This window comes from Novosphingobium sp. G106, assembly GCF_019075875.1.
In the GTDB taxonomy this organism is placed as follows: domain Bacteria; phylum Pseudomonadota; class Alphaproteobacteria; order Sphingomonadales; family Sphingomonadaceae; genus Novosphingobium.
In genome coordinates, this window is record NZ_JAHOOZ010000001.1 from 5,952,579 (window position 1) to 5,976,869 (window position 24,291).

The following is a 24,291-nucleotide window of genomic DNA, read 5'->3' on the forward strand; positions in this document are numbered from 1 at the left end:
GAAGTGTGAAAAGTGGCCTTAATCGTTCCCATTTATCCCGTAACTATAACTGCCTACCGTTAACTGTTCGCCTAATCTCGAAGTTTGCTGCAGGAGCGAGATGCATCGTGATCGCCTCCTTCTGGAGCCGCGCTTGCACTTCCGAGATGAAGGGACAGCATATGAGGACCAAGGCTCTTGCAGCGACCATAGCCGCTCTGGCGCTCGCCACCGCGACGCCGGCACTTGCCGTCACCAACTTCCTGTCGACATTCGATGACGTTGCGGTTGGAGCCGGCCAGTATGTCATACTCCCGTCGGTCGACGGCTGGACCGCCATTTCGGGCGCCGGCATCGAGCTGCAGAATCACGCTGCGGGCACGCCGTTTTCCGAGAACAACCTCGTCGAACTCGACAGCAACAACAACACCGCAATGTCGCGCATCATCGAGGCGGGCACCTACGTGCTGACGGGACAGGTCTCCGCGCGTCCGGGCGTCGCGGCTGCTTCGAGCGGTCTCGACATCCTGATCGGCAATACGGTGCTCAGTTCAGCGACCTACGACGGTACGGGCCTGTCGGACACGGCGTGGAACCCGTTCTCCTTCGCCTTCACGGTCACCGCGCCGACCGAGCTGATCTTCCGCGCCTCGGGCACCAATGACAGCCTCGGCGCCTACCTCGACAATATCCAGCTCGTAGGCAGCCCCGTTCCCGAAGTCGCGACCTGGGTCATGCTGATCTTGGGGATAGGCTTCGTCGGCGGCGCGTTGCGCCGGCGCCGCAAGACGACCGTGCGCTTCGCCTTCTGATCCTGGCGAGCGCGCTTCTTGAAAGGCCTCGCCGGTGCCCCTCGGCGGGGCCTTTCATTTAGCCCGCTCGCCGCGGTTCCAGGATTTCGAACACGTTGCCATCGGGATCGCGGCAATAGGCGGCCTTCATCGAGCCCTGGTTGAACGTGATCACCGGACTGTGGATCCGCGTGCCGGCAGCGCTCAGCTTTTCGAACGTGGCGGCGATGTCGTCCACCTCGAAGCCGAAATGCGAAATTCCCCGGTCGCTGACCGGGTATTCGGGGTCCTTGGCCTTGGAGCCATCGAACTCGAACAGTTCGAGGTTCAGCGGGCCCTTGCCGATCATGCACATGCGCCCGGTCACGCCGGGAATGTCCATGATCGCCTCGTACTGCTCGCCGCCGAAGGGGAACACGTCGCAGAGCTGCTCCATGCCGAACATGTCGCGATAGAAAGCGATCGAGCGTTCGATATCGGTTACCGATATGCCGACGTGGTTTGCGGTCATGGGCCTTCTCCTAGAGCGCCAGCGCGGTGCGGAAGTGTTCGAGCAACTGGACGCCTTCGGCGCCCGCGGTCATCGCCGGGATGGGAGCGCTACGCTCCGCGACCAGCACGTCGTCGCGCACCAGCAGCTTGCCGCCGACCTCGACCGAACCTTCGAGCACCACCGCACCGTACCAGTCCTCGCGCGTCCGTGCCGGCATGCTGATCCCCGCGGGAATCCGCGTATCGCGCACCACGCCGCGGTTGGGATCGGCCGCATCGCCGAGGTTCCAGCTCCAACCCGGCCGCAGCCGCGTCTTCCACATGCCCTCGGCGCCTTCGAGCGAGAGCGAAGAATGGCCCTCGTTGCGCTTGTTGACGCCCTCGCGCGGCTTGAACGCGTGGTTGCCACCCCGGAGCGTCGGATGGTCGCGGTATTCGGGGCCGTAGCCGCCGGGCGAGAGCGCCACGTCGGCGAATATCTCGAACAGCCGGCAGCCCATCGGCCCGATCAGCAGCGGCCCGTACTCGATCGAGGGCGCGGCGACGAAGACGTCGCCCGGCTCCATGTACCAGTCGCCGATGAGGCACTTGCCCTCGACCACGACGACTACGGTCCAGCAGTCGTGCCAGTGCATCGGCCAGAGCTGGTTGGGCGGCATGCGGATGTCGGGGACGAGCATGATGAAGTCGTCTTCGGGGCCGCCGAGCATGAAGTTCTCGCTCCAGGTCTGGCCGCCCGGGATATCGTTGTAGACCACGCGGTCGGGACCTGCGAGGCCGCCCGGATAGAGCCGCCGCAGCGTCACGCCAGGCGCGATCGCCTCGGTGTGGAATGGGCCGGCCGGGACCATCGAACGCACGGGATGGCTCATCGTCGCTTCGCCCACCTTTCTCTCCCTTTTGCCGCGAGCCTAACGGCAATCGGCCGCTGCACAAGCCCAAGCGAGCGGTTGCTAGGTTTTGGCTAGAAGTTGTAGCGCCGCATGATCGAGTGGAAGCGCTCCTGCATCATCCGGCTGCGCTGCTCGGGCGTAACGCGGGGGCTGTCTGCCGGCATCGCCGCCGCAAGGGCATCGTGCTTGACCACGCGCGTGCGGAAATCGGTCGCCTGGTCGGTCAGCATGTTGCGGTTGCAGATCTCACCCTGCGCGAAGCCGCAGGTGTCGATCCAGTTGTGGAAGCCCGGATCGCTGTGCGCGAGCACCATGCGGATCCTGCCGTCGCTATCGGCCTTGACCCGCGCCGGCGAGTGGCTGACCGACCGGTAGAGATAGTCCATCGAGTTGAAGCTCATCCCCATGTTGGTCATCATCCAGAACAGGTCGTTCCTGTCCCATTCGATGATCAGCGCCTCGTCGGGCGCGAGCTTCCAGCACATCGTCGAGGGCGCGCGGCCGCGCTTCTTGTCGAGTTCGGGGTTGTAGACCGGATCGCCCGAGGCGCGCCGCCCGTCGGGGAAGCGGTTGACCTGCTCGGGATCGACGTCCTCGGCGAAGGTATAGGGCCAGTCGGGCCAGTCGCCGGCGACGCCGGTGACGAAGTCGCCCGCCCATTCGATCGCCGCGATCATCTCGGCGGGGTCGGGCATCGGCCGCGGCTCGGTCATGCCGATGCGTTCGATGCGCATCGTCACGGGCAGTTCGGACCAGTCGTCGAAGCCCTGCCGGATGAACAGCTTGCGCGTGCCGGGCGTGGTCGGCAGCCAGTTGGGGCAGAGCGCGGGGTCGGGCTTTTCGCCGCCGACCTGGACCTCGAAGCTGCCGTCCCAGCCGATAGCCATGTCGTGGCCGAACAGGTTGGCCTCGGGCGTGTCGCCGAAGGGTTCGTGCAGCGGACGCCAATCCGGCTGCTCGGGTCGGCTGGTCGGGCGCGCGCCCTGGACGGCGATGTTGAAGAAGCGCGCGGTGCCGCGGTTGCCCGAGATCCTGTAGACCGACTGCCCGTCGATCCAGGCCTGCTGGTAGGTGAAATCGGCATTGTCGCCACCGAGCTTGCGGAAGGGGCCGCAGAAGGCGTGGATCACCGGGTACTGCGTGTTCTTGGTTTCGAGCGCGAGGTCGAAGGCCTGGCCGAGGTTCTGTGTGAGGAAGCGCAGCGCATCGACGCGGTGCAGCCCGTTCGCTGGAATCGTGTCCTTGAACGCACAGTCGCCCGCGGCTTCGAGCTGGCGGCAGAACTGCTGCCACGCTGTTCGCAGGCCTGCATCGTCCGGACTATCGCCAAAAGCCATCGTCGCTCTCCCGTTCCGCGCTCCGACTCCGGATGCTGACCAGGATGCTAGCGCGGCTCAACCAACGCGAACAGGCTCAGGCGATCGATTCCTCGCCGTGCAGCGTCGTGCGGTGCATCAGCCGCTTGCTGTCGAGCGGGTAGGCGTCGGCCTTGTGCATCGTGCCGGTGTTGTCCCACAGCAGGAAGTCGCCCGGCTGCCACTTGTGGCGATAGACGTACTGCGGCTGGGTGGCGAATTCCTGCAGCCGGCAGAGCAGCATGCGGCCTTCCTCGATGTCCATGCCTTCGACGTAATAGGCGGTCGCGCCGATCAGCAGCGACTTGTGCCCCGAGCGGTGCGACCAGACGATCGGATGGAAGCGCGAAGGCCGCGTGTGCCAGGCCTGGATCAGCGCATAGCTGGGATCGGGGTGGACCATGCGGCCGGTCGCCTCCAGGCAGTGGCGCGCGCGCATGCCGTCGAGCAGTTCCTTGTCCTCGTCGAGGAGGTCCTCGTAGGCGGCGAAGGTGTTGGCGACCAGCGTGTCGCCTTCGCCGGGCTCTGCCAGGACCTTGGCCGAAAGCATCGTCGCCTTGGCCGGCACTTCGTCATTGGCGCCGTCGATGTGCCAGTAGAACGCTCCGCGCGTATAGTCGGCGACCGGGTTGATCTTCGGGTCCATCGAGATCTTCTGGACGTCCTCGCTGCCCACGGTGAACACCTTGCCGACGGTGCCGGCGAATTCGAGCTGCTCCTCGTCGGAGAAATGCATGTCCGGGAAGGCGAGGGCGCTGCGCTCTACCAGCAACTGCTGGATGTCGCCGGCATAGGTGCCGGCAAGCATGTCCTTCTTGGTAGTGCGGATGACGCTGCCGACGCGGGGGCTGGCGTGCTCGATCTCAAACATTTCGGGCTTCCTCTGGCTATGGTTCCGCCATCCGCACAGTAAGGCCCCTTGTCAATCACCGGGCCAGCGGCAATGGTCGTATCAAGCGCTTGGGAGAGTGAGAATGAGTGGTGTTTTTGCCGGCGTGCGGGTGATCGAGCTCGCACAGTATGTCTACGTTCCGGGCGCGGCGGTGATGATGGCCGACCAGGGCGCCGAGGTGATCAAGATCGAGACGATCGACGGCGATCCCTATCGCACGCTGCAGGTCGGCATGTCGCGCAACCTCGGCAACATCAACATCGCGATGGAGCAGAACAACCGCAACAAGAAGAGCGTGGCGCTCGATCTCAAGACCGAAGAAGGCCGCGAGGCGCTGCTCAAGTTGGTCGAGACCGCCGACGTGTTCCTGACCAGCATCCGGCCCAAGGCGATCACTGCTCTGCGGCTCGACGTCGAGGATCTTCGCGCACGCAATCCCAAGATCATCTATGCGCGCGGCAACGGCGTCGGCTTTCGCGGCGCCGAGGCCAACCGCCCCGGCTTCGACGGATCGTGCTTCTGGGCGCGGGGTGGGGCGGGCTATGCCTTCACCCGGCCTGGGCAGCAGCTTACCAGTCCGCGCCCTGCCTATGGCGACCATACCGGGTCGCTGGCCATCGCTTACGGGATCGCCAGCGCGCTGTTCAAGCGGGCGATGACGGGGGGAGCCCTCGGTGGTCGAGAACTCGCTGCTGGCGACGGCCTGCTGGGTGCTGTCGGGCGACGTCACCATGACGCAGCTGCCGAACTACCAGACCCATCCCAAGCAGCAGATCCGCCGCCCGCTGACCTTCGGTTACATCACGCGAGATGAGCGTATCGTCCAGCTTATGATCCTTAACACGCAGCCGCGCTGGGCGGCGCTCTGCGGTGTGCTGGGCTTGGCGGATATCGTCGATGACCCCCGCTTCGCCACCGACGAGGCGCGCAACGCCAATCCCGAGCCGCTGATCGAACTGATCCAGGACGCCTTTGCGGCGCGCGACTACGCCGAATGGCGGCCGCTGCTCGAATCGATAGACATTCCCTGGGAGCCGGTCGCCTCGATCGTCGATCTCACCCAGGACCCGCAGGTCCACGCCAACGGCATGATGCAGAAGTTGGCGGTCGACGGGCGCGAGATCGACATCGTGGCGGGGCCGACTTCTTTCGATGGAGAGGCGATTCACGGTACGGCGAGGTCTGCACCCGAACTGGGCGCCCATACCGCGGAACTCCTTCGCGAAGTCGGCTATGGCGCCGATGCCATCGGCGACCTCCAGGCGCGCGGCGTCGCCCGCTAGGCGATCACCTCTCGCTCGGCCGGCCGGAAACGGTGCAGGCCGAGCAGCAGGAACAGGCTGCTGCCGATGAAGGCCCCAGCGGCGGCGATGACGAGATAGAGGTCGAAGCTATTGGTCCGCGCCAGCACCAGGCCGAGTGCGACGTTGCCGATCGCCATGGCCGAGGCGATCGACGCGGTCAGCAGGCCCAGAACCGTGCTGAACACGCCGATGTCGAAATAGCGCGTGACGAGGAACGGAACGACGTCGCCCTCGCCGCCGAACGAGAGCCCCATCAGCAGGATGGCGAAACCGACCATCGGCACCGAATCGTAGGGCGAGGCGAGCAGCAGCAGGCCGATGAAGGGCAGGCCGAAGCTGACCGCCGCGATGATGTGCGCGGGCAGCGCGTCGAGGCCGAAACCGGCGACGATGCGCCCGACGATCGAGCCCACAGCGAAGATCGAGACCATCATCGCCGCATCGGCGTCCGTAATGCCTTGATCGAGCACCACCATCTTGAGCTGCGAGATCGCCAGGGTGAAGGGCAGGTTCACCAGGAAGCAGGCGGCAAGCATGATCCAGAAGGCCGGCATCCGCACGATCTCGCGATAGACGCCGCTACGTCTCTGCTTCAGACTCTCCGGCGTCGCCCTGGGCAACGGCCGGCGGCGCGGCAACAGCGCGATCGTCGCCGCGGCGCAGACCGCGCAGTATATGGCCATGACGACATAGCCCGCCCGCCAGCCGTGCTGACCGACGAAAGCACTGATCAGCGGGCTGCCGAGCGCCGCGACGAGCGGCGGCGCGCTGCCGACGATGGCAAGGGCTACGCCGCGCCGGACCGAGAAGGCCTCGGCCACCGGCCGCGAGTAGACCGTCGAGGTCGTCGTCGCGCAGAGCACGGTCTGGGTGACATAAATCGCCAGGTAGATGCCGACGCTGCCGTTCATTCCGGCAATGGCGAACAGCGACAGCGGGAAGACGATCGCGCCGATCGAAGCGACGAGGCGGACGCCGAAGAGATCGGTAAGCCGCCCGATGAGCGGCATGCAGACGAGCAGCAGGAGCTGGATCACCCCCCATGTCGCCCACTGTGATCGGCTCCAGCCGAATTCCTTGATGAGATAGGGTGCGAAAGTGCTGAGAATGAATGAGTTCAGCGACAGGCCCGAGGCCATGCCGAGGAACGAGGCGGTCAGCGGCCGCCAATGCCGCCGGAATTCCCTGAAATCGTGCATTACGCTCCCCACCCTCTTCGCCGAGGTCTATCGAGTGCGGGCGCGGACGCGGCAAGGGGTTTATCCCGGGTGGCCCCTATTCCTTGACTTTTGCCCGGCCGATGCCTAGCTCGCCAGTCTTCCCGAGATTCCATTACACGGAGTGCCCATGGCGCGCGTTACCGTCGAAGATTGCGTAGACAAGATCCCGAACCGGTTCGACCTCGTCCTGATCGCCGCGCAGCGTGCGCGTGAGATCTCGGGCGGCGCCGAGCTCACCGTCGATCGCGACCGCGACAAGAACCCCGTCGTTGCCCTGCGCGAGATCGCCGACGAGACCGTTCGCCCGCACCTGCTGCACGAGACGCTGGTCGGCTCGCTCCAGCGCGTCCTGCCCGACGATGATGACGAGGTCGATGAAATCGGCTCGCTCAGCCAGTCGGCCGAGGCCCTCCGCATCACCGCCGCCGCGCCGGTGCGCAACACCTCGATCGGCGGCGACTACGACGGTTGAGGCCGGCGGTTACCGCAGAAACAAAAAGGGCTCCGGAGTTTCCTCCGGAGCCCTTTTTCTTGGCTGGTATCGAGCGGGGCTCAGACGCCCTGCGGCGAGGTGTCGCCCGAGAAGCGCTTGCCGGCCTTGGGGATCGCTGACCCGCGCACCGGAGCAGCCGCCGACGGACCGTTCGGCCGGTCCGGCCGTTCGAGCTTGCCGTTGTCGAGCAGTTCCTTGATGTCATCGCCGCTCAGCGTCTCGAACTCAAGCATGGCATTGGCCAGCAAGTGCAGCTTTTCCTCGTTCTCCTTGAGGATGTCGGTCGCACGCGCGTGAGCGCCGTCGACCAGGCCGCGGATCTCGGTGTCGATCAGCTTGTTTGTCTCGTCAGAGGCGAATAGCCGGGCCGAGCCGCCCATGCCGAGATAGCCTTCCTGCTGCTCTTCATACTGCAGCGGGCCGAGCTTGTCCGACATGCCCCACTTGGTGACCATGTTGCGCGCCAGGCTGGTGGCGTACTGGATGTCCGACGAGGCGCCCGACGAGACCTTGTCGTGGCCGAAGATCAACTCCTCGGCGACACGGCCGCCCATCGAGACCGACAGGTTCGCGTGCATCTTGTCGCGGTGGTATGAATAGGAGTCGCGCTCGGGCAGGCGCATGACCATGCCGAGGGCGCGGCCGCGCGGGATGATCGTCGCCTTGTGGATCGGGTCCGAGGCCGGCTCGTTGACCGAGACGATGGCATGGCCCGCTTCGTGATAAGCGGTCATCTTCTTCTCGTCCTCGGTCATGACCATCGAGCGGCGCTCGGCGCCCATCATGACCTTGTCCTTGGCGTCCTCGAACTCCTGCATGGCGACGAGGCGCTTGTTGCGGCGCGCGGCGAGCAGGGCGGCCTCGTTGACCAGGTTGGCGAGATCGGCGCCGGAGAAGCCCGGCGTGCCGCGCGCGATGACGCGCGGGTTGACGTCGGGCGCCAGCGGCACCTTCTTCATGTGGACCGAAAGGATCTTCTCGCGGCCCTCGATGTCCGGGATCGGCACGACGACCTGGCGGTCGAAGCGGCCCGGGCGCAGCAGTGCGGGGTCGAGCACGTCCGGACGGTTGGTCGCGGCGATGATGATGATGCCTTCGTTGGCCTCGAAGCCGTCCATCTCGACCAGCAGCTGGTTCAGCGTCTGCTCGCGCTCGTCGTTCGAATTGCCGAGGCCGTGGCCGCGGTGGCGGCCGACCGCGTCGATTTCGTCGATGAAGACGATGCAGGGGGCGTTCTTCTTGGCCTGGTCGAACATGTCGCGGACGCGCGACGCACCGACGCCGACGAACATCTCGACGAAGTCCGAGCCCGAAATGGTGAAGAACGGCACGCCGGCTTCACCCGCGATGGCGCGGGCGAGCAGCGTCTTGCCGGTGCCGGGCGAACCGACCAGCAGCGCGCCCTTGGGGATCTGGCCGCCGAGCTTGGAGAAGCGCTGCGGATCGCGCAGGAATTCGACGATTTCCTCGAGCTCCTCGCGCGCTTCGTCGATGCCGGCGACGTCGTTGAAGGTGACGCGGCCCTGGCGTTCGGTCAGCAGCTTGGCCTTCGACTTGCCGAAGCCCATCGCGCCCGAGCCGCCGCCCTTCTGCACCTGACGCAGCGCGAAGAAGGCGACGCCCAGGATAAGCATGAACGGCAGCGCCTGGACGAGGATATAGGCCATCAGCCCCATCTCTTCCTTGGGCTTGCCCGCGTACTTGACGTTGTACTGCTGCAACAGCGGCTGCAGCGTCGTGTCATTGGGGATCGGGGTCGTGCTGAAACTGTCGCCGTTGCGATACTTGCCGACGATGCGGTCTTCGCCGATCTGGACCTCGGAGACGGTGCCTTCGACGACCTTGGCGCGGAAATCCGAATAGCGGATCGAGGTGCCGACATCGGTCCGTGCGCCGAACATCGAGACGACCATGAGCAAGGCGAGGAAGATGCCGCCCCAGACGAGCAGGCTCTTCACCCAGGGGTTACCGTTCGGTTGGTCGTCGTTCATGTGCGTGCGTAGGTCCCTATTCCGGCCCCAATGTAGGCGCGAAGGCATGAATGGCAAGTTAGCGGCGGCGATTGGAGTGTTCGGCCGGCCGAATAAGCGTCTCGACGCGGGATCAGCGTCCGTTTCGGACGCATCTGGCGGACCGTCGCGTTGACACGTTGGGGATGTTCTATTTATGTTCCAACGTCAATGGGAGTCGCAAATATGGCTGATCCAGAACTGTTCGAGCGTAAGTCTGCCGATCGTCTCGCCTTCGAGCATTACCTTCGCACGGGGCAGAGGCTGACTATCGCGGAATGGCGCAGGCATATCGAGCGCAAGTTCAATCCTTATCATGACGAACGGGGGCGCTTTACTTTTGCGACCGGAGGCGCCGCGATGGCAAACCCGTCGCCGGCACCGCGGCCCGGCAGGGGAACGCGCCAGGTTGGCAGGATCGGCACCCGACCTTCGGTTCGTCCGTCAATGCCTCCGCGCACCCGGGTTGCGGCCATGCCGGGCTATCCGGAAACGCCGAGAACGGCATGGAGATCATCGAACGACCTCGCGTTCATCGCGGCGGCTGATTTTTATAACAAGGAGCATCGGCTGAAGCCCGGCGACAAGGGATACAAGACGCCTGAGTTCCTCAAGGCTTGGGCGATGCGTGAAACTTGGGGGTGAGGGGAACGAGCGCGAGTTTCGTACCGATCCATTTCAGGTGAATAACCCCGGCGATTGGGCCGACGAGAAGCGAAGAATTGCCGGCCTCCGCAAGGGACAGCCGATGACGCCTGCGGTAAGTGCTGATGCCGCTCTGCGATGGTTGCGGTATAAATCCGAAATTCGGCAGAACGGAAAAGTCGTCGGTTATTCGGATGATGAAGAGGCGCTTCGGGGCTACAATGGTCGCAATGCCTTTTCGCGGCAATCGGGTTTGGTGCCCCATAAGACATGGTATGCGAGGACGATCGTCGACATGGCGAACCGCGCAAAGGCGACGCCGAAGTGAGATGCAGTTTCCGCTCGGCATGGCCTATCGGGCTCGCGGCGCTGGCCCTAGGCTGTGACGCATCCACTCGCAAGAACGAGCAGCCAGACCCAACCTACATCGGAGAATTCATAGGCGACAGAATTCAACCGGAAATTTTCGGTGATGGTGCCCTGAAATGCTCCGGGAAAAATCTTGTCAGTCAGGGGTTTTCTGGGGGAATGGACAGGCATTCCAGCATCGAATTTTTAGGTAAAATCGCTGTTAATGATATTATTTATTACGTCTATTTCTTTGGGCATGTGGCTAATCATGCAGTTTATAGAATATTGATATTTGAATATCCTTGCAAATATGTCGGATCATATAGCGTTGAAGATCGGCCTATCAGCGTTTCTGGGCAGGATATCATCTTTAATGTTCCCAAGGATTCCGGGAATGTTATCCATTTTTCGGGCGAAACCCCGCCGGCACGCATATTCGTAGACGGTCGGATATCGGATTTATCGAAGTGAATGGCGTTGCTCTTGGTAAACGGCATTTGCATGATCTATTCCGTCGCTTTTGGGCTCTCTTGCTTGCCGCAATGATTTGCGCGTCGACCGATGCGCTGGCGAGAAATGGCAATAGCTCGGCCCGTTTAGGAACGGGACCCATGACCTGTCGTTGGAAAACTCTCCAATCACAAGGCTTCGGTAGTCCCATAGGTCAAGGTGTTACGCTTCGATTTCCGGGAACTGTTCCAGGGAAATATCGACGATACTATTTATATCATTGGGATTTTGTGAATCCGGAAACTGTCCATGGTCGACAGTTGATATTGATATTACAATATAGATGCAGATATGTTGGGCAGTTCCGTCATGGCTGAGCCGGACTATATCCTAAAAGACACTCTATTTTTTCGATCTCCCAAGGAATTCGGAAATAGGATTCGGTTTGTGAATGGGTCTTTGCCTGCACAAGTCTGGATTAATGGTGAGGTGAATGCATTCGGGCGATAGCGGTGAGCACCTGAGGAAGGCGGTTTTGGCGCCATTTCGCGCTAGTGATCAAAAAATAGCCGCCGGACGGTGGCTGCATGAATTGGCGACATCCACTTTGGCTCCTGTTATTCCTCACGCTCAAACGCTTCGGGGAGAGGCCACATGTCCATATCCACTGACGACTACGTCGCCATATCCGACCATCTTGCCCGCTACTGCTGGGCGGTCGACGAGGGGGACGAGGAGGGCTGGATCAGGCTCTGGACCGAGGATGGCGTGTTCACCGGCGTGACGCCCGAGCCGGTGGTCGGCCGCGAGGCGCTGCGACAGATCGTGCGTATGAGCCAGGCCAGCGGGCCGGGCAAGACGCGCCACATGGTCGCCAGCCTCGCTTGCGACTATCAGGACGGCAACGATGTCGTCCTCGCCCGCTACTACAACTTCGTCACCAACTGGGCGCAGGGCGGGCGGCTGCAGGTCATGGCGCTGTGCACCGTTCTGCTTGAGCGCGCCGGCAGCGGCTGGCTGATCCGGCGTAACGATTCGACGATGATGCTGGCCTGAAGGGGGAACGCGCTATGCCGATCAAGCGGATCATCATGGTCAAGCGCAAGCCGGGCCTCACTCCCGAGCAGTTCCGCGACGGCTACGAGAACAGCCATTCGCGCATCGCGGTCGAGCTGTTCGGCCACCTCTGGCTCGAATACCGGCGCAATTACCTGACCGAAGGGAGCAGCTTCGAACCGGGCGCGGGGGGCGGCATCGGCGGACCCGAGGAGATCGGCTTCGACGCCGTTTCAGAATTCGTCCTGCGCGACGAGGCTGCCCTTGCCGAAATGGGCCGCATCGCCGCGGCCAACATGGCGCGGATCAAGGAAGACGAGGCCCGATGGTTCGATCAGACGCGCTGCTGGAACGTCGCCTGCGAGACGGTGGAGGAGGAACTGGGCGGCCACTCGTGACCGCCCGACCGGAGGTTCAGCCCCTCACCAGCTCGTAATCCCCCGCATCGTCGACGCGGGCCTTCCAGCCCGGATAGACCACGATCGTCGTGAAGGTTTCCTCGATGATCGCCGGGCTCGCGACTTCGGTGCCGGGCGCGAGTTCGGAGCCCAGGTAGATCGGGGTCTCCGTGAAACCCTTGCCGAGGTTTGCGCGCCGGGTCTTGGCCGGCTTGGGCGCAGCGCCCGACGGGGTGAAGCCGCCCTTGGCCTGCGGCGAGGGCGTCGCCACCTGCGCGACCAGGCGCACGCCCGAGATTTCGGGCATCTCGTGCTCGCGGACGTGGTTGTACTCGGCCATGTGGCGCTGGTTGAACAGCTCCATCGCGCGCGCGCCGAAGCCTTCGTCGATGAACGAGAGGTCGTGCAGGCGGCCGTCGGCCTTGTAGTCGAAGGTCAGCGAGAAATTCTGACCCGGATAGCGCATGTTGAGCTGGTACTGGATGACGATGTCGGCCGGGTTGAAGCCCGCCGCGGCGAAGAAGCGGTCGGCGCGCTTGGCGACGTCAGTCCATAGCTCACGGATCTTGTCGAGATCGATCTCGTTGCCCTTGGCGAGGTACGAGCGTTCCTCGTCGATCGTCGGGTTGGCGACGAGCGTGCCGAGCGCCGAGAAGGTCGGCGAGGCCTTGGGGACCAGCACTTTGTTGATGCCCAGGTCTTCGGCCTGGATCGCGGCGAAGGCCGGGCCGTTGCCGCCATAGGCGAGCATGACGAGGTCCTTGGGGTCGATGCCCTTGCCCGCGGTGGTGCGGCGCACGCCCTGGCTCATGTTGGCATTGACCACGCGCCAGGCGTCGAAGGCCGCTTCCTCCGCGCCGTAGCCCATTTCCGCGCCGATCGCGGCGAAGGCTTCCTCGACGCCGTCGCGCTTCAGGCGGAAAGAGCCGCCGGCGAAGCCTTCGTCGGTCGAGAGGATGCCGAGCATCACCAGCGCGTCGGTGACCGTGGGCGCGGTGCCGCCGCGGCCGTAGCAGATCGGACCGGGCTCGGAGCCGGCCGACTTCGGGCCGACCTGGAGCGCGCCGTTGTTGACGTTGACAATCGAGCCGCCGCCGGCGCCGAGCGTTTCCACTTTCACCATCGGCACGCCGATCATGTAGCGGTGGTGCATGTTCCAGCCGGTTTCTGCCGGCGCCTGGCCATCGATGACGACCGACATGTCATAGGAGGTGCCGCCCATGTCGACGCAGAGCAGGTTCCGGTGTCCCTTGGCGACGCCGGCATGGGCCGAACCGATGACGCCGCCCGCCGGGCCCGAGGCCAGCACGCGGATCGGGGCGCCGTCGATATATTCCTTGGTCATCACGCCGCCCGAGGCCTGCATGACCATGAGCTGGTTCTTGTAGCCGCCTTCCGCGAGCCGCGACACGAGCCGCTCGAGGTAGGAGGTTACGCGCGGACCGACATAGGCGTTGACCACGGTGGTCGAGGTGCGGTCGTACTCGGGCGAGCGCGGCAGGACTTCGTGGCTGGCGGAGATGTAGGCGTTCTGGATCTCCTGCGTGACGATTTCCTTCGCACGCTTCTCGTGCTCGGGATTGACGAAGGAGAACAGGAACGAGATCGCCACGGCCTCGACGCCCTGCAGGCGCAGCTTGCGGCACTGCTCGCGCACCGCATCCTCGTCGAGCGGCTGGTGGACCGTGCCGTCGTGGAGCACGCGCTCGGCCACCGTCAGGCGGCGGCGGCGCGGGGTGATCTGCTTGGGGGCCTGCAGGCGGACGTCCCAGACGTCTTCCTTGAAGCCGCGGCGGTATTCGATCTCGTCGCGGAAGCCGGCGGTGGTGATCAGGCCGGTCAGCGCGCCGTTCATCTCGATCAGGGTGTTGTCGGCCACGGTCGTGCCGTGGACGATCGCTTCGCACTGGCCGAGGAAGTCCTTGAGCGACAGCCCTTCGATCTCGGCCAGTTTGCCAAGGCCTTCCATCACGCCGACCGAGCGGTCTTCGGGCGTCGACAGGTTCTTGTGAAGGATGACCTCGCTGCCTTTCAGCAGCGCGAAATCGGTGAAGGTGCCGCCGATGTCGATGCCAATGCGATAGCTCATGTAATTCCCCGATCCCGCATTCGAATTCCCCTCCCGCTCGGGGGGAGGGGTTTGGAGGGCTGGCCTTCTGGCCGTCCCGCACGTCATGTTTGAAGATTTGCCCACCCCCTCCCATGAGGGGATGGGCCGATCGCTTATTCCGCCGCGTCGCGCAGCGCGTCGACGCCCATCTCGCGGCGCAGAGCTTCGGTCGCGTCCCAGTCCACCTCGAGGGTGTATTCGGACAGCGTGCCGGTCAGCACGACTCCGTACTTGTTGCGCGCGGCTTCGGGGCTGACGTATTCGTCGAGCACATCTTCCTTCACCGCTTCCGGATCGCGCAGCAGGGGATATCCGAAGCCGCCGCCGCCGCCGTGCTGGTAAGCGATGACAGCGCCCGAAGGCAGCAGGTCGAAGGCCGTGTGGGCAATCCGCCGCTCGTTCTCCGAACCGACCTCGAAGTGATTGGTATAGGGGATCGCGTCGTCGCCGCCGCACATGCCGCTGAGCGGGTGGTCGGCCGAGACCATCCAGGCCATCGCCGAAGTCGGCTTGAGCACCTGCTTGACGTTGAGCGAGCCCGGCTGGCCGCGCCACTGGCCGGCGCCGCCGCCGTCGGTGGTCATTTCGCGGCTGATGTTGAGGATCGGGAAGCGGCTTTCCGCGTCCTCGGCCTCGGACAGGATCAGGCTGGCCAGCGCGCTGGGGCACGAACCCCAGCCGTCGATACCTTCCACGGCCGAGACGTCCATCGAGCGGCAATCGACGCCCGCATCCATCCACAGCATGCCGTTGTCGTCATAGCCCATGACGGCGTTGGGCATGCCGATCTTGTAGAGCTGCGGCTGCGAGCGTTCGGGCGCGACGGCGCTGAGCGCGATGCAGACCGCTTCGGTGATTTCGCAGGCCGGGTGGAACGAGCCGAGCGCGGCCGGCCTGTTCGGCGGCGGCTGGGCGATGCAGCCTTCGGGAATGACGATCTCGACCGCGTTGAAGAAGCCTTCGTTCTTGACGATCGTCGGGTCCATCGCCGCGACGACCTGGCACATGACGTAGGACCGGCTGTTGGCGAAGGTGTTCCACACGCCGACGAGGTCCTGGCGATCGTCGCAGCCGGTCAGGTCGACGGTGAGCTGGTTGCCCGCCACCGTGCAGTTGACGTGGACCTTGATGTCCTTGGTGCCGGCGGTGTCGTGGTCGATCAGGACGGTCGCCTCGTAGGAGCCGTCGGGCCACTTCGACACTTCCTCGCGCACGCGGCGCTCGGTGTGCTCGATCGAGTGGTTGATGCCGGCCTTGATCGTTTCCGAACCCCACTTGCTGATCAGGTCGGCGATCATGCGGTTGGCATATTCGACGCCGCCGATCATCGCGGCGAGGTCACCCGCGAAAGTCGCGAAGCGGTTGTTGCGGACGACGAAGTCGAACACGTCCTTGCGCAGTTCGCCACGGTGAACGAGCTTGAGGCAGGGGTAGATCACGCCTTCGGTGAAGATGTCGGTCGCTTCCAGGGTGAAGCCGCCGGGGTCCTTGCCGCCGGTGTCGCCCTGGTGCGCCTGCAGCGTCTGGATGCAGATCAGCTCGCCCTTGTCGTCATAGACCGGGCCGTAGACGCAGTAATCGGGCAGGTGGCCGCCACCGTGATCGGGATCGTTGGCGAGGAACACGTCGCCCGGACCCCAATCGTACTTGTCCTGGTTCATCAGGCCCCAGCGCGTCTCCATCTGGTTGACGAAGGTCAGGTGCGGGGTGCCCACCGCGCCCATCGCCAGGCGGCCGTGGCCGTCGACGATCGCGGCGTTGCGCTCGTTCGACTGGTTGATGATCGGCGAGGAGGCGGCGCGGCCGAGGAAGGTCGCGCTCTCGAAGCAGACGGTTTCGAAGGCGCCGCGGATGATGTCCGCCGTGACCTGGTCGATCTCGACCGTGGTGGGCAGCGGATCGCGCTTGGCGGCAAGCTTGCGATTCAGCTCGTAGGACATGGGCTGTGATCCTCTCTACCGGGCGCAATACGCCGCGGATCTGTTATTTGTCGCATAGCTAGCACGAGCGCCTTGCTCTCGACAAACCGCGCGGCAGGACAGGCAGAATGTGAAGCGTCAGGCACCCTGAGCGGCCATCGCCGCCTTCACTGCGGGGCCGAGGAAGGCGCTGCCCTCCTGGTCGCTCGACGTCGGGTTGGTCGCCTTTGCCAGATCCAGGATCGCGGGCAGGTTGTCGCGCACCAGTTCGGGTGTCAGCAAGTCGCCGAAGGGCGCCTGGAAACCTTCGCCGATCAGGATCGCCGACAGCGCCACACGGCCGCCGCCGACGGTCAGGACCTTGTGGTTGAGCTCGCATTCCTCCGAGGCGAGATAGACCGCCGCGGCCGAAGCGTGGCGGCAATCGAGCACGCCGGCCATAAGTTCCTTGTGCTGGCCCATGTCTTCGTCGCGGCTCTTGGTTTCCATCGCGTCGCCCATGCGGGTGTTGCCATAGGGTGAGATGACATTGGCCTTGATGCCCACCGGCTCGCCCGCGAGCGCGATCGTCTGGGCGAGGCCGATGATCCCGGCCTTGGCCGCGCCATAGGCCGTCACCCAGGGATTGCCGCGCGTGCCGCCGGGCGAGGAGGTGAAGACCATGCGGCCATATTGCTGTGCCTGCATCACTTCGAAGGCCGCCTGGCTGACGAAGTAGGAGCCGAGCAGATGGACGGAGATCAGATCGCGCACCATGTCCTCGCTGTGGTCGAGGAAAGGGCGGCGGCGCAGGAAGCCGGCGTTGTTGACGACGATGTCGAGCCGGCCGAACGTGTCAACGGCCTGGGCGACCATGGCGCGGGCGTTTGCCGGTTCGTCGATAGTGAGCGTATTGGCGACGGCTTGGCCGCCAGCGGCCTCGATCTCACGAACGACGTTCATCGCCACGCTATCGTCGGCGCCTTCGCCGAACAACCCGCAGCCGAGATCGTTGACCACCACCTTGGCGCCGCGTGCCGCCAGTTCCAGCGCGTGGCTGCGCCCGAGCCCGCGCCCCGCGCCGGTGACCAGCGCCACGCGCCCGTCGAGTCTGATTTCGCCCGCCATCGATCTCTCCCGCTTTGCGTTTCCGGCGCAGCGTATATAGCCGGCAACCGGATTCAACGATCGAGGCCCCAATGCACTCCGTCTATGCCTCCATGGACACGACGATCTTCGAGCATATGTCGGGCCTCGCGCGCGAGCTGGGCGCGATCAACCTGGGGCAGGGCTTTCCCGACGAGGCCGGCCCGTCTGACGTCATAGCCGCCGCGGCGCGGGCGCTGACCCAGAAATCCAACCAGTATCCGCCGGGTGCCGGTCTGCCCGAGCTGCGCGACGCGATCGGCGCTTTCTATGCGCGGCGGCAGGGGGTGGAGTTCTCACGCGAAGAGGTGATCGTCACTTCGGGCGCGACCGAGGCGATCGCGGCGGCCATCCTGGCGCTCGTCGAGCCGGGCGACGAGGTGATCCTCTTCCAGCCGGCCTATGACGCCTATGCGCCGATGGTGCGAAGGTCGGGCGGGGTGCCAGTCTCGGTGGCGCTGACCCCGCCCGGTTGGCGCTATGATGCTGGAATGCTTGAGGTAGCATTAACGACGCGCAGCAAACTGTTGATCCTGAATGACCCGCTCAATCCAGCGGGCACCGCGGCGAGCGAAGCGGAACTGGCGGCGATCGCCGAAATCTGCGTGCGGCACGATCTCTACGCGATCTGCGACGAGGTCTGGGAGGAGGTCCGCTTCGACGGCGCGCCGCACCGCTCGCTGCTGAGCTTTCCCGGCATGCGCGAGCGGGCGGTGAAGATCGGCTCGGCGGGCAAGCTGTTCGGGCTGACCGGCTGGAAGATCGGCTGGATGTGCGCCGGGGCTGAAATGGCCAGGGGGCTGGCGCGCGCGCACCAGTTCCTGACGTTCACTTCGCCGCCGGCGCTGCAATGGGCCGTGGCCGAAGGACTGGCCAAGCCTGACGCATGGTTCGCCGCGCAGCAGGCCGGCTGGGCGACCTCGCGCGGGCGGCTGAAACAGGGGCTGGAGCAGGCGGGCTATGTGGTGCTGCCCAATGCCGCGACCTGGTTCCTCTGCGTCGATCTCGCCGCTTCGGGGATCATGCTCGACGACCGTACCTTCAGCGAGCGCGCCGTGCGCCAGGCAGGCGTCGCCTCGATCCCGGTCTCAGCGCTGTTCGAGGGCGATGGCCCGCGCCATGTCGTGCGCTTCTGCTTCACCAAGTCCGACGCGACGCTCGACGAAGCTGTCGAGAGGCTCGCCGCATTTCGCCGGAGTCTGACAGCCTAGGGCGCCGTCGTTCCTAACCCGGTGCTCAGGTTCCCCGAGAACACAAGGTTGGTAGTGGGGTCGGAGAGCCTGCTGCTCTCGGCCGGCCGGATGTTCAAGCCCAGCGGAAGCTCGGGCGTGGTTGTCCTGAGCTCGGTCTCGGTCGGCCGAACGATCTGCGATATATCCGCGTGCCTGTCGTCCTGCTGGTCCCGTTCGGCGGGCTGCTCCGATTTCGCCGCTTTCTCGCCCGGTTCTCGATCCTCGATCGCTGCGGGCGCGGCTGACTGGCGCAACACCGCGTCGTCCAGCGGCGCGAGTTCCGTCGCCAGTAGGGGCGAGGTCACGAAAGATTGGACGAGCAGCGCGATACCGGCCGCAAGGACCCTGTCTGGCTTGGATGGAAACAAGTCAGCGATCTCCGGTCTGTTGGCTGCCCCCCCGCCAATGAACCAAATTTCCAGAGCTTGCCCCGAATAGCAGGGCTGTCGGGGACGAGTCCATCGCCGGGCGGCGTTACCGTATTTTCCGGTAACCGCGGTTAGCTAACTCAAGCGTTGAGGCCACCGTTCACGCTGATGATCTGGCCGGTGATCTTGGCCGCGCCCGGGCCGCAGAGGAAGACGGTGACCGGCGCGATGTCGGCGGCAGTGGGCAGTCCCAGACCGGCGCGCTTGGCCGCCGTGGCCATCCGTTCCGAGCCCATCATCTCGGCCGTGCGGCTTTCGAGGATATAGCTTGGCGAGATCGCATGGACGCGGATGCCGTCGCGAGCCGCCTCGACCGCGAGGTTGCGCACGAAGCCGATCTCGGCCGCGCGGGCCGAGCCGACGATCGTCTGGCGCGGCGCGGCGAACTTGCCTGCGTCCGAGATGAAGCCGATCAGCGTGCCGCCGCGCTCCGCCAGATGCGGATAGGCGGCATGGGCGAGCCGCTGAAACCACGAGGCTGAATGGTGGTAGAAGGCCGTGTACTGTTCGGGCGTGGTTTCCTTGAACAGCCCGGTCAGCTTGCCTTGGCGCGGGCCGGTTGAGACACAGTCGACCACCGCGTCGATCCGGCCGAACTTTGTGTAGGCGCCGGTAACGATGCGCTGCGCGGCGTCATCGTCCGCGACGTCGCAGGCTACCGTCTCGGCCTGCGTGGTGGCGCGCAGGAGCGCGGCCTGAGCCTCCAGCTTGTCGGCGTTGCGGCCGTGGAGCGCCACGGCCCAGCCGTTCGCCGCGGCCTCGATCGCGACGGCCTCGCCGACCGAGCCGGTGGCGCCGGTGACCAGCATGACGGGCATCTCACTCACCGCCGTCGTCATAGCCCTGTCCGCGCATGTCATCGGGCGCGAGGTCGGAGAATTTCGTGATCCGCGCCTCGAAGCGCATGCGCACGCGGCCGGTCGAGCCGTGGCGCTGCTTGGCCACGATCAGTTCGGCGAGGCCGGTGACCTGCTCCATCTTCGCGCACCATTCATCCCACTTGGCGCGAACGTCGGCCGAATCGTTATCGGTCGGCATCTTGGGCTCGGTCGCGTTGACGTAGTAGTCCTCGCGGAAGACGAACCAGACCATGTCCGCGTCCTGCTCGATCGAGCCCGATTCGCGCAGGTCGGAGAGCATCGGCCGCTTGTCCTCGCGCTGCTCGACCGCACGGCTGAGCTGCGAGAGCGCGATCACCGGGCAGGAAAGCTCCTTGGCCAGGGTCTTGAGGCCGCGGCTGATTTCCGAGATTTCGTTGACGCGGTTGTCGTTGGCGCGGCCCGTGCCCTGGAGCAGCTGCAGGTAGTCGACGACGATCAGGCCGATGTTGTGGCGCCGCTTCAATCGCCGCGCGCGGGTGCGCAGCGCGGCGATGGTCAGCGCCGGGGTGTCGTCGATGTAGAGCGGCAGTTCGGCGAGGCGCTGGCTGGCATAGGACAGCTGCTGGAAATCCTCGCGGCTGATCTTGCCCATGCGCAGCGATTCGGAACTGATGCCCGACTGCTCGGCAAGGATACGCGTGGCGAGCTGGTCGGCACTCATTTCCAGGCTGAAGAAGGCCGTGGCGGCGCCGATCGACTTCGCGTCCTCGATGCCGTCGACGCGGTCGCGGCGCATGCGTTCGGCGGCGTTGAAGGCGATGTTGGTGGCGAGCGAGGTCTTGCCCATGCCCGGACGCCCGGCAAGGATGATAAGGTCGGAATCGTGCAGGCCGCCGATCTTCTGGTTGATTGAATCCAGACCGGTCGTCTTGCCCGAGACGTGGCCGCCCGAATTCAGCGCCTTTTCGATCCCGGCGATCGCGACCTTGGTGGCCGTGGCGAAGCCCTTGGCCTCATTGGCCGTGCCGGCGCCTTCGGCCACGGCATAGAGCGAGGCTTCGGCGCGCTCGATCTGCTGCATCGGCGCGACCGATTCGGACGTGTCCATCGCCGCTTCGACCAGCCCGCGGCCGACCGAGACCAGTTCGCGCAGCAACGCCAGGTCGTAGATCTGCTCGGCCAGCTCGCGCGGGGCGAGCAGGCCCTGGCCATCTGCGGTCAGCCGGGCGAGGTAGGTCAGCCCGCCGAGCTCCTTCAGCGTCTCGTCCGATTCGAAATAAGGCCGCAAGGTCACCGGCGTGACCACGGCGGCGCGGTCCATCAGCTGGGTCAACCGCTCGAAGATGCGCGAATGCGCGGGCTCGAAGAAATGCGCCGGCGAAAGCTGGACCGGCAGTTCCTCCATGACCCGGTTGTCGATCAGCACCGCGCCCAGGAATGCGGCCTCGGCCTCGACGTTGGCGGGCAGCGTGCGCTGGGCGATTCCGGGCACCAGATCGGCATCGCGGGAGAGGACTTGGAGGTCGTTCATAAGCGGGCCTCAATGCGCTTTTGCGAGTCCGCCATCAAGCGTCCGTCGAGGCGGATTTCTTCCACAGGCTGTTGATGATACTGACACACTTGCCGGTTCTTGCTGCATTTGCGAATGCTGCGCCCGCAATGACCGCTGCGCGCATCACCCATATCGAGCTCGACGAGGCCACGATCCTCTGGCGCAATGCCGATATCGAGCAGGAACGGCGGATCGCGATCTTCGATCTGAAGGAGGAAAACCTCTTCCGCCCGCTGCGCTCGCATGCGGCGGGCCATGCCGGTCCTTACCACTTGAGGCTGTCTGTCAGCGACGGGCGGCTGGTGCTTGAAATCTCAGACGAAAGCGGTGTGCCTCTAGAGACTCTGGTGCTCGGTCTCGGCCGTTTCCGCCGGCCGATCCGCGACTATTTCGCGATCTGCGATTCCTACTACCAGGCGATCCGCAAGGCCACCGCCAACGAGATCGAAACGATCGACATGGCCCGCCGCGGCGTCCACAACGAGGCAGCCGAGCTGCTGCTCGAGCGCCTCGACGGAAAAGTGGAAACCGACTTCGCCACGGCGCGGCGGCTCTTTACCCTGATCTGCGTGCTGCATATCAGGGGCTAGGGGACTTCGGGTCGGTATCGGGAACACGCGCATGGCGAAGAGGCGGGGTAGCCGCACGCAGTTGCGGCTGCTGGGAGCGGCATTGCTGATCCTCCTCATTGGCGGCGGCTACGGCTGGTGGCACCTCCATCACTGGCGGCCTGAGCGCGCGGTCTTCCGCGTCCAGGGCGTCGAGATCGGCGCCGAGGACGGCAATGTCGACTGGAAGGCGGTCAAGGCGGTGGGCGCCGATTTCGTCTATATCGACGCCAGCGCCAGCGCCTTCGCGCGCGATCCGATGTTCATCGACAACCTCGCCGGCGCGCGCGGCGCCAGGCTGCAGGTCGGTGCACTGCATCGCTACGATCCTTGCCAGCCGGCCGACAAGCAGGCCGCCAATTTCGTCACCGTCGTTCCGCGCGATGCGACCATGCTGCCGCCCGCCGTCGAGCTCGATCGTCTGGCCGACGATTGCCCGGTCAAGGTCAGTGACGCCGCGATCGAGAGCGAGCTGACGACGTTCCTCAACCAGGTCGAGACGCACACCGGAAAGGCCGCGCTGCTCAAGGTCACCGACCTGTTCGAGAAGCGCTATCACATCGCCGGCCGGATCGACCGCAACCTTTGGCTTGTGCGCAACCGCTTCCAGCCCGACTATGCGGGGCGGCCCTGGACGCTGTGGACGGCCAACGATGCGCTGTCGAGCGAGGCCGGCGCGGAGGACCTGCGATGGGTGGTGCTGCAGCCGTGATGCCAGACCGCGATGCCCTGATCGCCGCAGCCCGCGCCGCCGCGGTACAGGCCTATGCGCCCTATTCGAACTTCCACGTTGGCGCGGCGCTGGCTTTCGCCGACGGCAGCGTGGTCACCGGCAGCAATGTCGAGAACGCGAGCTACGGCCTGTCGCTCTGCGCCGAGACCGTGGCAGCCGCGAGCGCGATGAACGCCGGCCGTCGCGGCGGGCTGGTCGCAGTGGCGGTGATCGGCGGCAAGCCAGGGGGAGGGCCGGCGACGGTCACGCCTTGCGGCCGCTGCCGGCAGGTGCTGAACGAATTGGCGCAGCTCGGCGGGACCGATCCGCTCATCTGGTGTGCGGGCGGGGAAGAGGTGCTGGAACTGCGCCTGTCCGAACTGCTGCCGCATGCATTTGGGCCTGCCAACCTGGACTGAACCGGAACACCGGGCCCCTCGCAATCACGAAAGCAGGTGTGATAAGGCACGAGCCGCTGGACAACGGCTGCGGTCTCAATATGGTCCAGCCGGTATCAATAATCAGTGGAGAGATCGGCAATGACGGAGATCAGCGGCAAGGCGGCGGTCGTGACGGGCGGCGGCAGCGGCATCGGCATGGGGCTGGCGAAGGAACTGGCCAGGCAGGGCGCATCGGTTGCCATCGCCGACATCATCCTCGCCAATGCCCGGAAGGTCGCCGATGCGATCAATGCCGCGGGCGGCAAGGCCGTGGCGATCGAATGCGACGTGACCGACCGCGCTTCGGTCAAGGCCATGAAGAACGCGGCCACCGCCGCGCTCGGCCCGATCCAGCTGGTCTTCGCCAATGCCGGCGCGACTTCGTTCGATCCGCTGGTCGAGATGTCGGATGACGACGTCGACTGGATCATCGACGTCAACCTGATGGGCGTCATGCGCACCACCCAGGCCTTCCTGCCCGACATGATCAATGCCGGCGGCGGGCATGTCTGCGCCACGGCCTCGATGGCAGGGCTGTTGCCGGGCTGGATCCCGACGCATGCGCCCTATTCGGCGGCCAAAGCGGGAATCATCGGCCTGATGATGAACCTGTCGATCGAGCTTGGCGAGCACGGCATCCACACGACGAGCTACTGCCCGGGCGGCGTCGCCACGGGCATGAAGCAGAACAACGCCAAGTACCGCCCGGCAAAGTTCGGCGGCCCGGGCGAAGGCGAGGTCCACGTCAGCCAGGATTCGATAGATGTCGCCGCCAGCCAGGCCTTCTACACGCCCGAGGCGATCGCCCCGATGGTGCTCGATGCGGTGAAGCACAACCGTGCCTTCGCTTTCGATCATCCCGAGCAGCGCGTGCATTTCCGCACGACCTATTCGGATGTCGTCGAGGCCTGCTACGATGCGACCGACGCCTGGGAGCAGGAGCACGGCGTGCCCGATGCCAACCCGACGGGGCCGGTGCTGCTCCAGCCGGCGGGTTGATTTGAGAGAGCAAGGAT

At 65.0% G+C, this 24,291-nt stretch carries 26 protein-coding genes; 14 read left to right on the plus strand and 12 right to left on the minus strand.

The window, feature by feature from the left end:
* The first annotated feature begins 161 nt into the window (after nucleotides 1–161).
* Nucleotides 162–791, plus strand: a complete 630-nt coding sequence (locus KRR38_RS28980; protein WP_254515022.1) for a PEPxxWA-CTERM sorting domain-containing protein — start codon at nucleotides 162–164, stop codon at nucleotides 789–791.
* Between the two features lie 58 nt (nucleotides 792–849).
* On the opposite strand, the gene KRR38_RS28985 is transcribed toward KRR38_RS28980, so the two are convergent.
* The 4 genes from KRR38_RS28985 to KRR38_RS29000 form a co-directional block, all read right to left on the minus strand.
* The gene (locus tag KRR38_RS28985) at nucleotides 850–1,281 is read right to left on the minus strand and encodes a VOC family protein (RefSeq protein ID WP_217406851.1); all 432 of its coding nucleotides are present in this window, start codon (nucleotides 1,279–1,281) and stop codon (nucleotides 850–852) included.
* Between the two features lie 10 nt (nucleotides 1,282–1,291).
* The gene (locus tag KRR38_RS28990; protein ID WP_217406853.1) at nucleotides 1,292–2,149 is read right to left on the minus strand and encodes a hypothetical protein; all 858 of its coding nucleotides are present in this window, start codon (nucleotides 2,147–2,149) and stop codon (nucleotides 1,292–1,294) included.
* A 77-nt stretch (nucleotides 2,150–2,226) separates the two neighbouring features.
* A complete protein-coding gene (locus KRR38_RS28995; protein ID WP_217406854.1) occupies nucleotides 2,227–3,492 on the minus strand; it encodes a DUF1214 domain-containing protein in 1,266 nt (421 codons plus the stop codon).
* A 76-nt stretch (nucleotides 3,493–3,568) separates the two neighbouring features.
* The gene (locus KRR38_RS29000) at nucleotides 3,569–4,381 is read right to left on the minus strand and encodes a TauD/TfdA family dioxygenase (RefSeq protein ID WP_217406855.1); all 813 of its coding nucleotides are present in this window, start codon (nucleotides 4,379–4,381) and stop codon (nucleotides 3,569–3,571) included.
* Between the two features lie 103 nt (nucleotides 4,382–4,484).
* On the opposite strand from KRR38_RS29000, the gene KRR38_RS36550 reads away from it, so the two are divergent.
* Together KRR38_RS36550 and KRR38_RS36555 are read left to right on the plus strand one after the other, a co-directional pair.
* Complete coding sequence (locus tag KRR38_RS36550; protein WP_254515023.1) at nucleotides 4,485–5,216, plus strand: CoA transferase; 732 nt, start codon at nucleotides 4,485–4,487, stop codon at nucleotides 5,214–5,216.
* Complete coding sequence (locus KRR38_RS36555; protein ID WP_309141168.1) at nucleotides 5,113–5,685, plus strand: CoA transferase; 573 nt, start codon at nucleotides 5,113–5,115, stop codon at nucleotides 5,683–5,685. The genes KRR38_RS36550 and KRR38_RS36555 overlap by 104 nt, the downstream gene beginning before the upstream one ends.
* Here KRR38_RS36555 and KRR38_RS29010 read toward each other — a convergent pair.
* Nucleotides 5,682–6,905, minus strand: coding sequence for an MFS transporter (locus KRR38_RS29010; protein WP_217406856.1), 1,224 nt, complete (start codon nucleotides 6,903–6,905; stop codon nucleotides 5,682–5,684). The genes KRR38_RS36555 and KRR38_RS29010 overlap by 4 nt on opposite strands.
* Nucleotides 6,906–7,053: 148 nt before the next feature.
* On the opposite strand from KRR38_RS29010, the gene rpoZ reads away from it, so the two are divergent.
* Nucleotides 7,054–7,398, plus strand: coding sequence for a DNA-directed RNA polymerase subunit omega (rpoZ, locus tag KRR38_RS29015; protein WP_217406858.1), 345 nt, complete (start codon nucleotides 7,054–7,056; stop codon nucleotides 7,396–7,398).
* An 80-nt stretch (nucleotides 7,399–7,478) separates the two neighbouring features.
* Here rpoZ and ftsH read toward each other — a convergent pair whose 3' ends face one another.
* Nucleotides 7,479–9,410: an ATP-dependent zinc metalloprotease FtsH gene (gene ftsH / locus KRR38_RS29020; RefSeq protein ID WP_217406861.1), complete on the minus strand. Its 1,932-nt coding sequence runs from the start codon at nucleotides 9,408–9,410 to the stop codon at nucleotides 7,479–7,481.
* A gap of 204 nt (nucleotides 9,411–9,614) precedes the next feature.
* Here ftsH and KRR38_RS29025 point away from each other — a divergent pair, with 204 nt between their 5' ends.
* From KRR38_RS29025 to KRR38_RS29045, 5 genes are all read left to right on the plus strand, one after another.
* The gene (locus tag KRR38_RS29025; RefSeq protein ID WP_217406863.1) at nucleotides 9,615–10,073 is read left to right on the plus strand and encodes a hypothetical protein; all 459 of its coding nucleotides are present in this window, start codon (nucleotides 9,615–9,617) and stop codon (nucleotides 10,071–10,073) included.
* A complete protein-coding gene (locus KRR38_RS29030; RefSeq protein WP_217406865.1) occupies nucleotides 10,057–10,401 on the plus strand; it encodes a hypothetical protein in 345 nt (114 codons plus the stop codon). Before KRR38_RS29025 ends, KRR38_RS29030 begins: the two co-directional genes overlap by 17 nt.
* Nucleotides 10,398–10,895: a hypothetical protein gene (locus KRR38_RS29035; RefSeq protein ID WP_217406867.1), complete on the plus strand. Its 498-nt coding sequence runs from the start codon at nucleotides 10,398–10,400 to the stop codon at nucleotides 10,893–10,895. Before KRR38_RS29030 ends, KRR38_RS29035 begins: the two co-directional genes overlap by 4 nt.
* A 633-nt stretch (nucleotides 10,896–11,528) precedes the next feature.
* Nucleotides 11,529–11,930, plus strand: a complete 402-nt coding sequence (locus KRR38_RS29040; protein WP_217406869.1) for a nuclear transport factor 2 family protein — start codon at nucleotides 11,529–11,531, stop codon at nucleotides 11,928–11,930.
* Between the two features lie 14 nt (nucleotides 11,931–11,944).
* Nucleotides 11,945–12,328, plus strand: a complete 384-nt coding sequence (locus KRR38_RS29045) for an EthD domain-containing protein (protein ID WP_217406870.1) — start codon at nucleotides 11,945–11,947, stop codon at nucleotides 12,326–12,328.
* A 16-nt stretch (nucleotides 12,329–12,344) separates the two neighbouring features.
* On the opposite strand, the gene KRR38_RS29050 is transcribed toward KRR38_RS29045, so the two are convergent.
* From KRR38_RS29050 to KRR38_RS29060, 3 genes are all read right to left on the minus strand, one after another.
* Nucleotides 12,345–14,417, minus strand: coding sequence for a hydantoinase/oxoprolinase family protein (locus KRR38_RS29050; protein ID WP_217406872.1), 2,073 nt, complete (start codon nucleotides 14,415–14,417; stop codon nucleotides 12,345–12,347).
* Nucleotides 14,418–14,551: 134 nt separating this feature from the next.
* A complete protein-coding gene (locus KRR38_RS29055; RefSeq protein WP_217406873.1) occupies nucleotides 14,552–16,378 on the minus strand; it encodes a hydantoinase B/oxoprolinase family protein in 1,827 nt (608 codons plus the stop codon).
* A gap of 117 nt (nucleotides 16,379–16,495) precedes the next feature.
* Nucleotides 16,496–17,464 (minus strand): SDR family NAD(P)-dependent oxidoreductase, encoded by a 969-nt coding sequence (locus KRR38_RS29060; protein WP_217406874.1) that lies wholly within the window; start codon nucleotides 17,462–17,464, stop codon nucleotides 16,496–16,498.
* A 71-nt stretch (nucleotides 17,465–17,535) separates the two neighbouring features.
* Between KRR38_RS29060 and KRR38_RS29065 the strand changes: the two genes are divergently transcribed.
* A complete protein-coding gene (locus KRR38_RS29065; RefSeq protein WP_217406875.1) occupies nucleotides 17,536–18,693 on the plus strand; it encodes an aminotransferase in 1,158 nt (385 codons plus the stop codon).
* Here the strand turns inward: KRR38_RS29065 and KRR38_RS29070 are convergent.
* From KRR38_RS29070 to KRR38_RS29080, 3 genes are all read right to left on the minus strand, one after another.
* Entirely contained in the window at nucleotides 18,690–19,082 is a 393-nt protein-coding gene (locus tag KRR38_RS29070; RefSeq protein ID WP_217406876.1) for a hypothetical protein, read from the minus strand. The two genes, KRR38_RS29065 and KRR38_RS29070, sit on opposite strands and share 4 nt — an antisense overlap.
* A gap of 140 nt (nucleotides 19,083–19,222) precedes the next feature.
* Nucleotides 19,223–19,981: an SDR family NAD(P)-dependent oxidoreductase gene (locus KRR38_RS29075; RefSeq protein ID WP_254515024.1), complete on the minus strand. Its 759-nt coding sequence runs from the start codon at nucleotides 19,979–19,981 to the stop codon at nucleotides 19,223–19,225.
* Nucleotides 19,962–21,494 carry a replicative DNA helicase gene (locus KRR38_RS29080; protein ID WP_217406877.1) on the minus strand — a complete coding sequence of 511 codons (1,533 nt, stop codon included), beginning with the start codon at nucleotides 21,492–21,494 and terminating at the stop codon, nucleotides 19,962–19,964. Before KRR38_RS29080 ends, KRR38_RS29075 begins: the two co-directional genes overlap by 20 nt.
* Nucleotides 21,495–21,622: 128 nt before the next feature.
* Between KRR38_RS29080 and KRR38_RS29085 the strand changes: the two genes are divergently transcribed.
* The 4 genes from KRR38_RS29085 to KRR38_RS29100 all read left to right on the plus strand — a co-directional run bounded on the left by KRR38_RS29085 (nucleotide 21,623) and on the right by KRR38_RS29100 (nucleotide 24,274).
* Nucleotides 21,623–22,105, plus strand: a complete 483-nt coding sequence (locus tag KRR38_RS29085) for a UPF0262 family protein (RefSeq protein WP_217406878.1) — start codon at nucleotides 21,623–21,625, stop codon at nucleotides 22,103–22,105.
* A gap of 31 nt (nucleotides 22,106–22,136) precedes the next feature.
* Nucleotides 22,137–22,835 (plus strand): glycoside hydrolase family 25 protein, encoded by a 699-nt coding sequence (locus KRR38_RS29090; protein ID WP_217406879.1) that lies wholly within the window; start codon nucleotides 22,137–22,139, stop codon nucleotides 22,833–22,835.
* A complete protein-coding gene (locus KRR38_RS29095; protein ID WP_254515025.1) occupies nucleotides 22,814–23,254 on the plus strand; it encodes a cytidine deaminase in 441 nt (146 codons plus the stop codon). Before KRR38_RS29090 ends, KRR38_RS29095 begins: the two co-directional genes overlap by 22 nt.
* Nucleotides 23,255–23,374: 120 nt before the next feature.
* Entirely contained in the window at nucleotides 23,375–24,274 is a 900-nt protein-coding gene (locus tag KRR38_RS29100) for an SDR family NAD(P)-dependent oxidoreductase (protein ID WP_217406880.1), read from the plus strand.
* The last annotated feature ends 17 nt before the right edge of the window (nucleotides 24,275–24,291 follow it).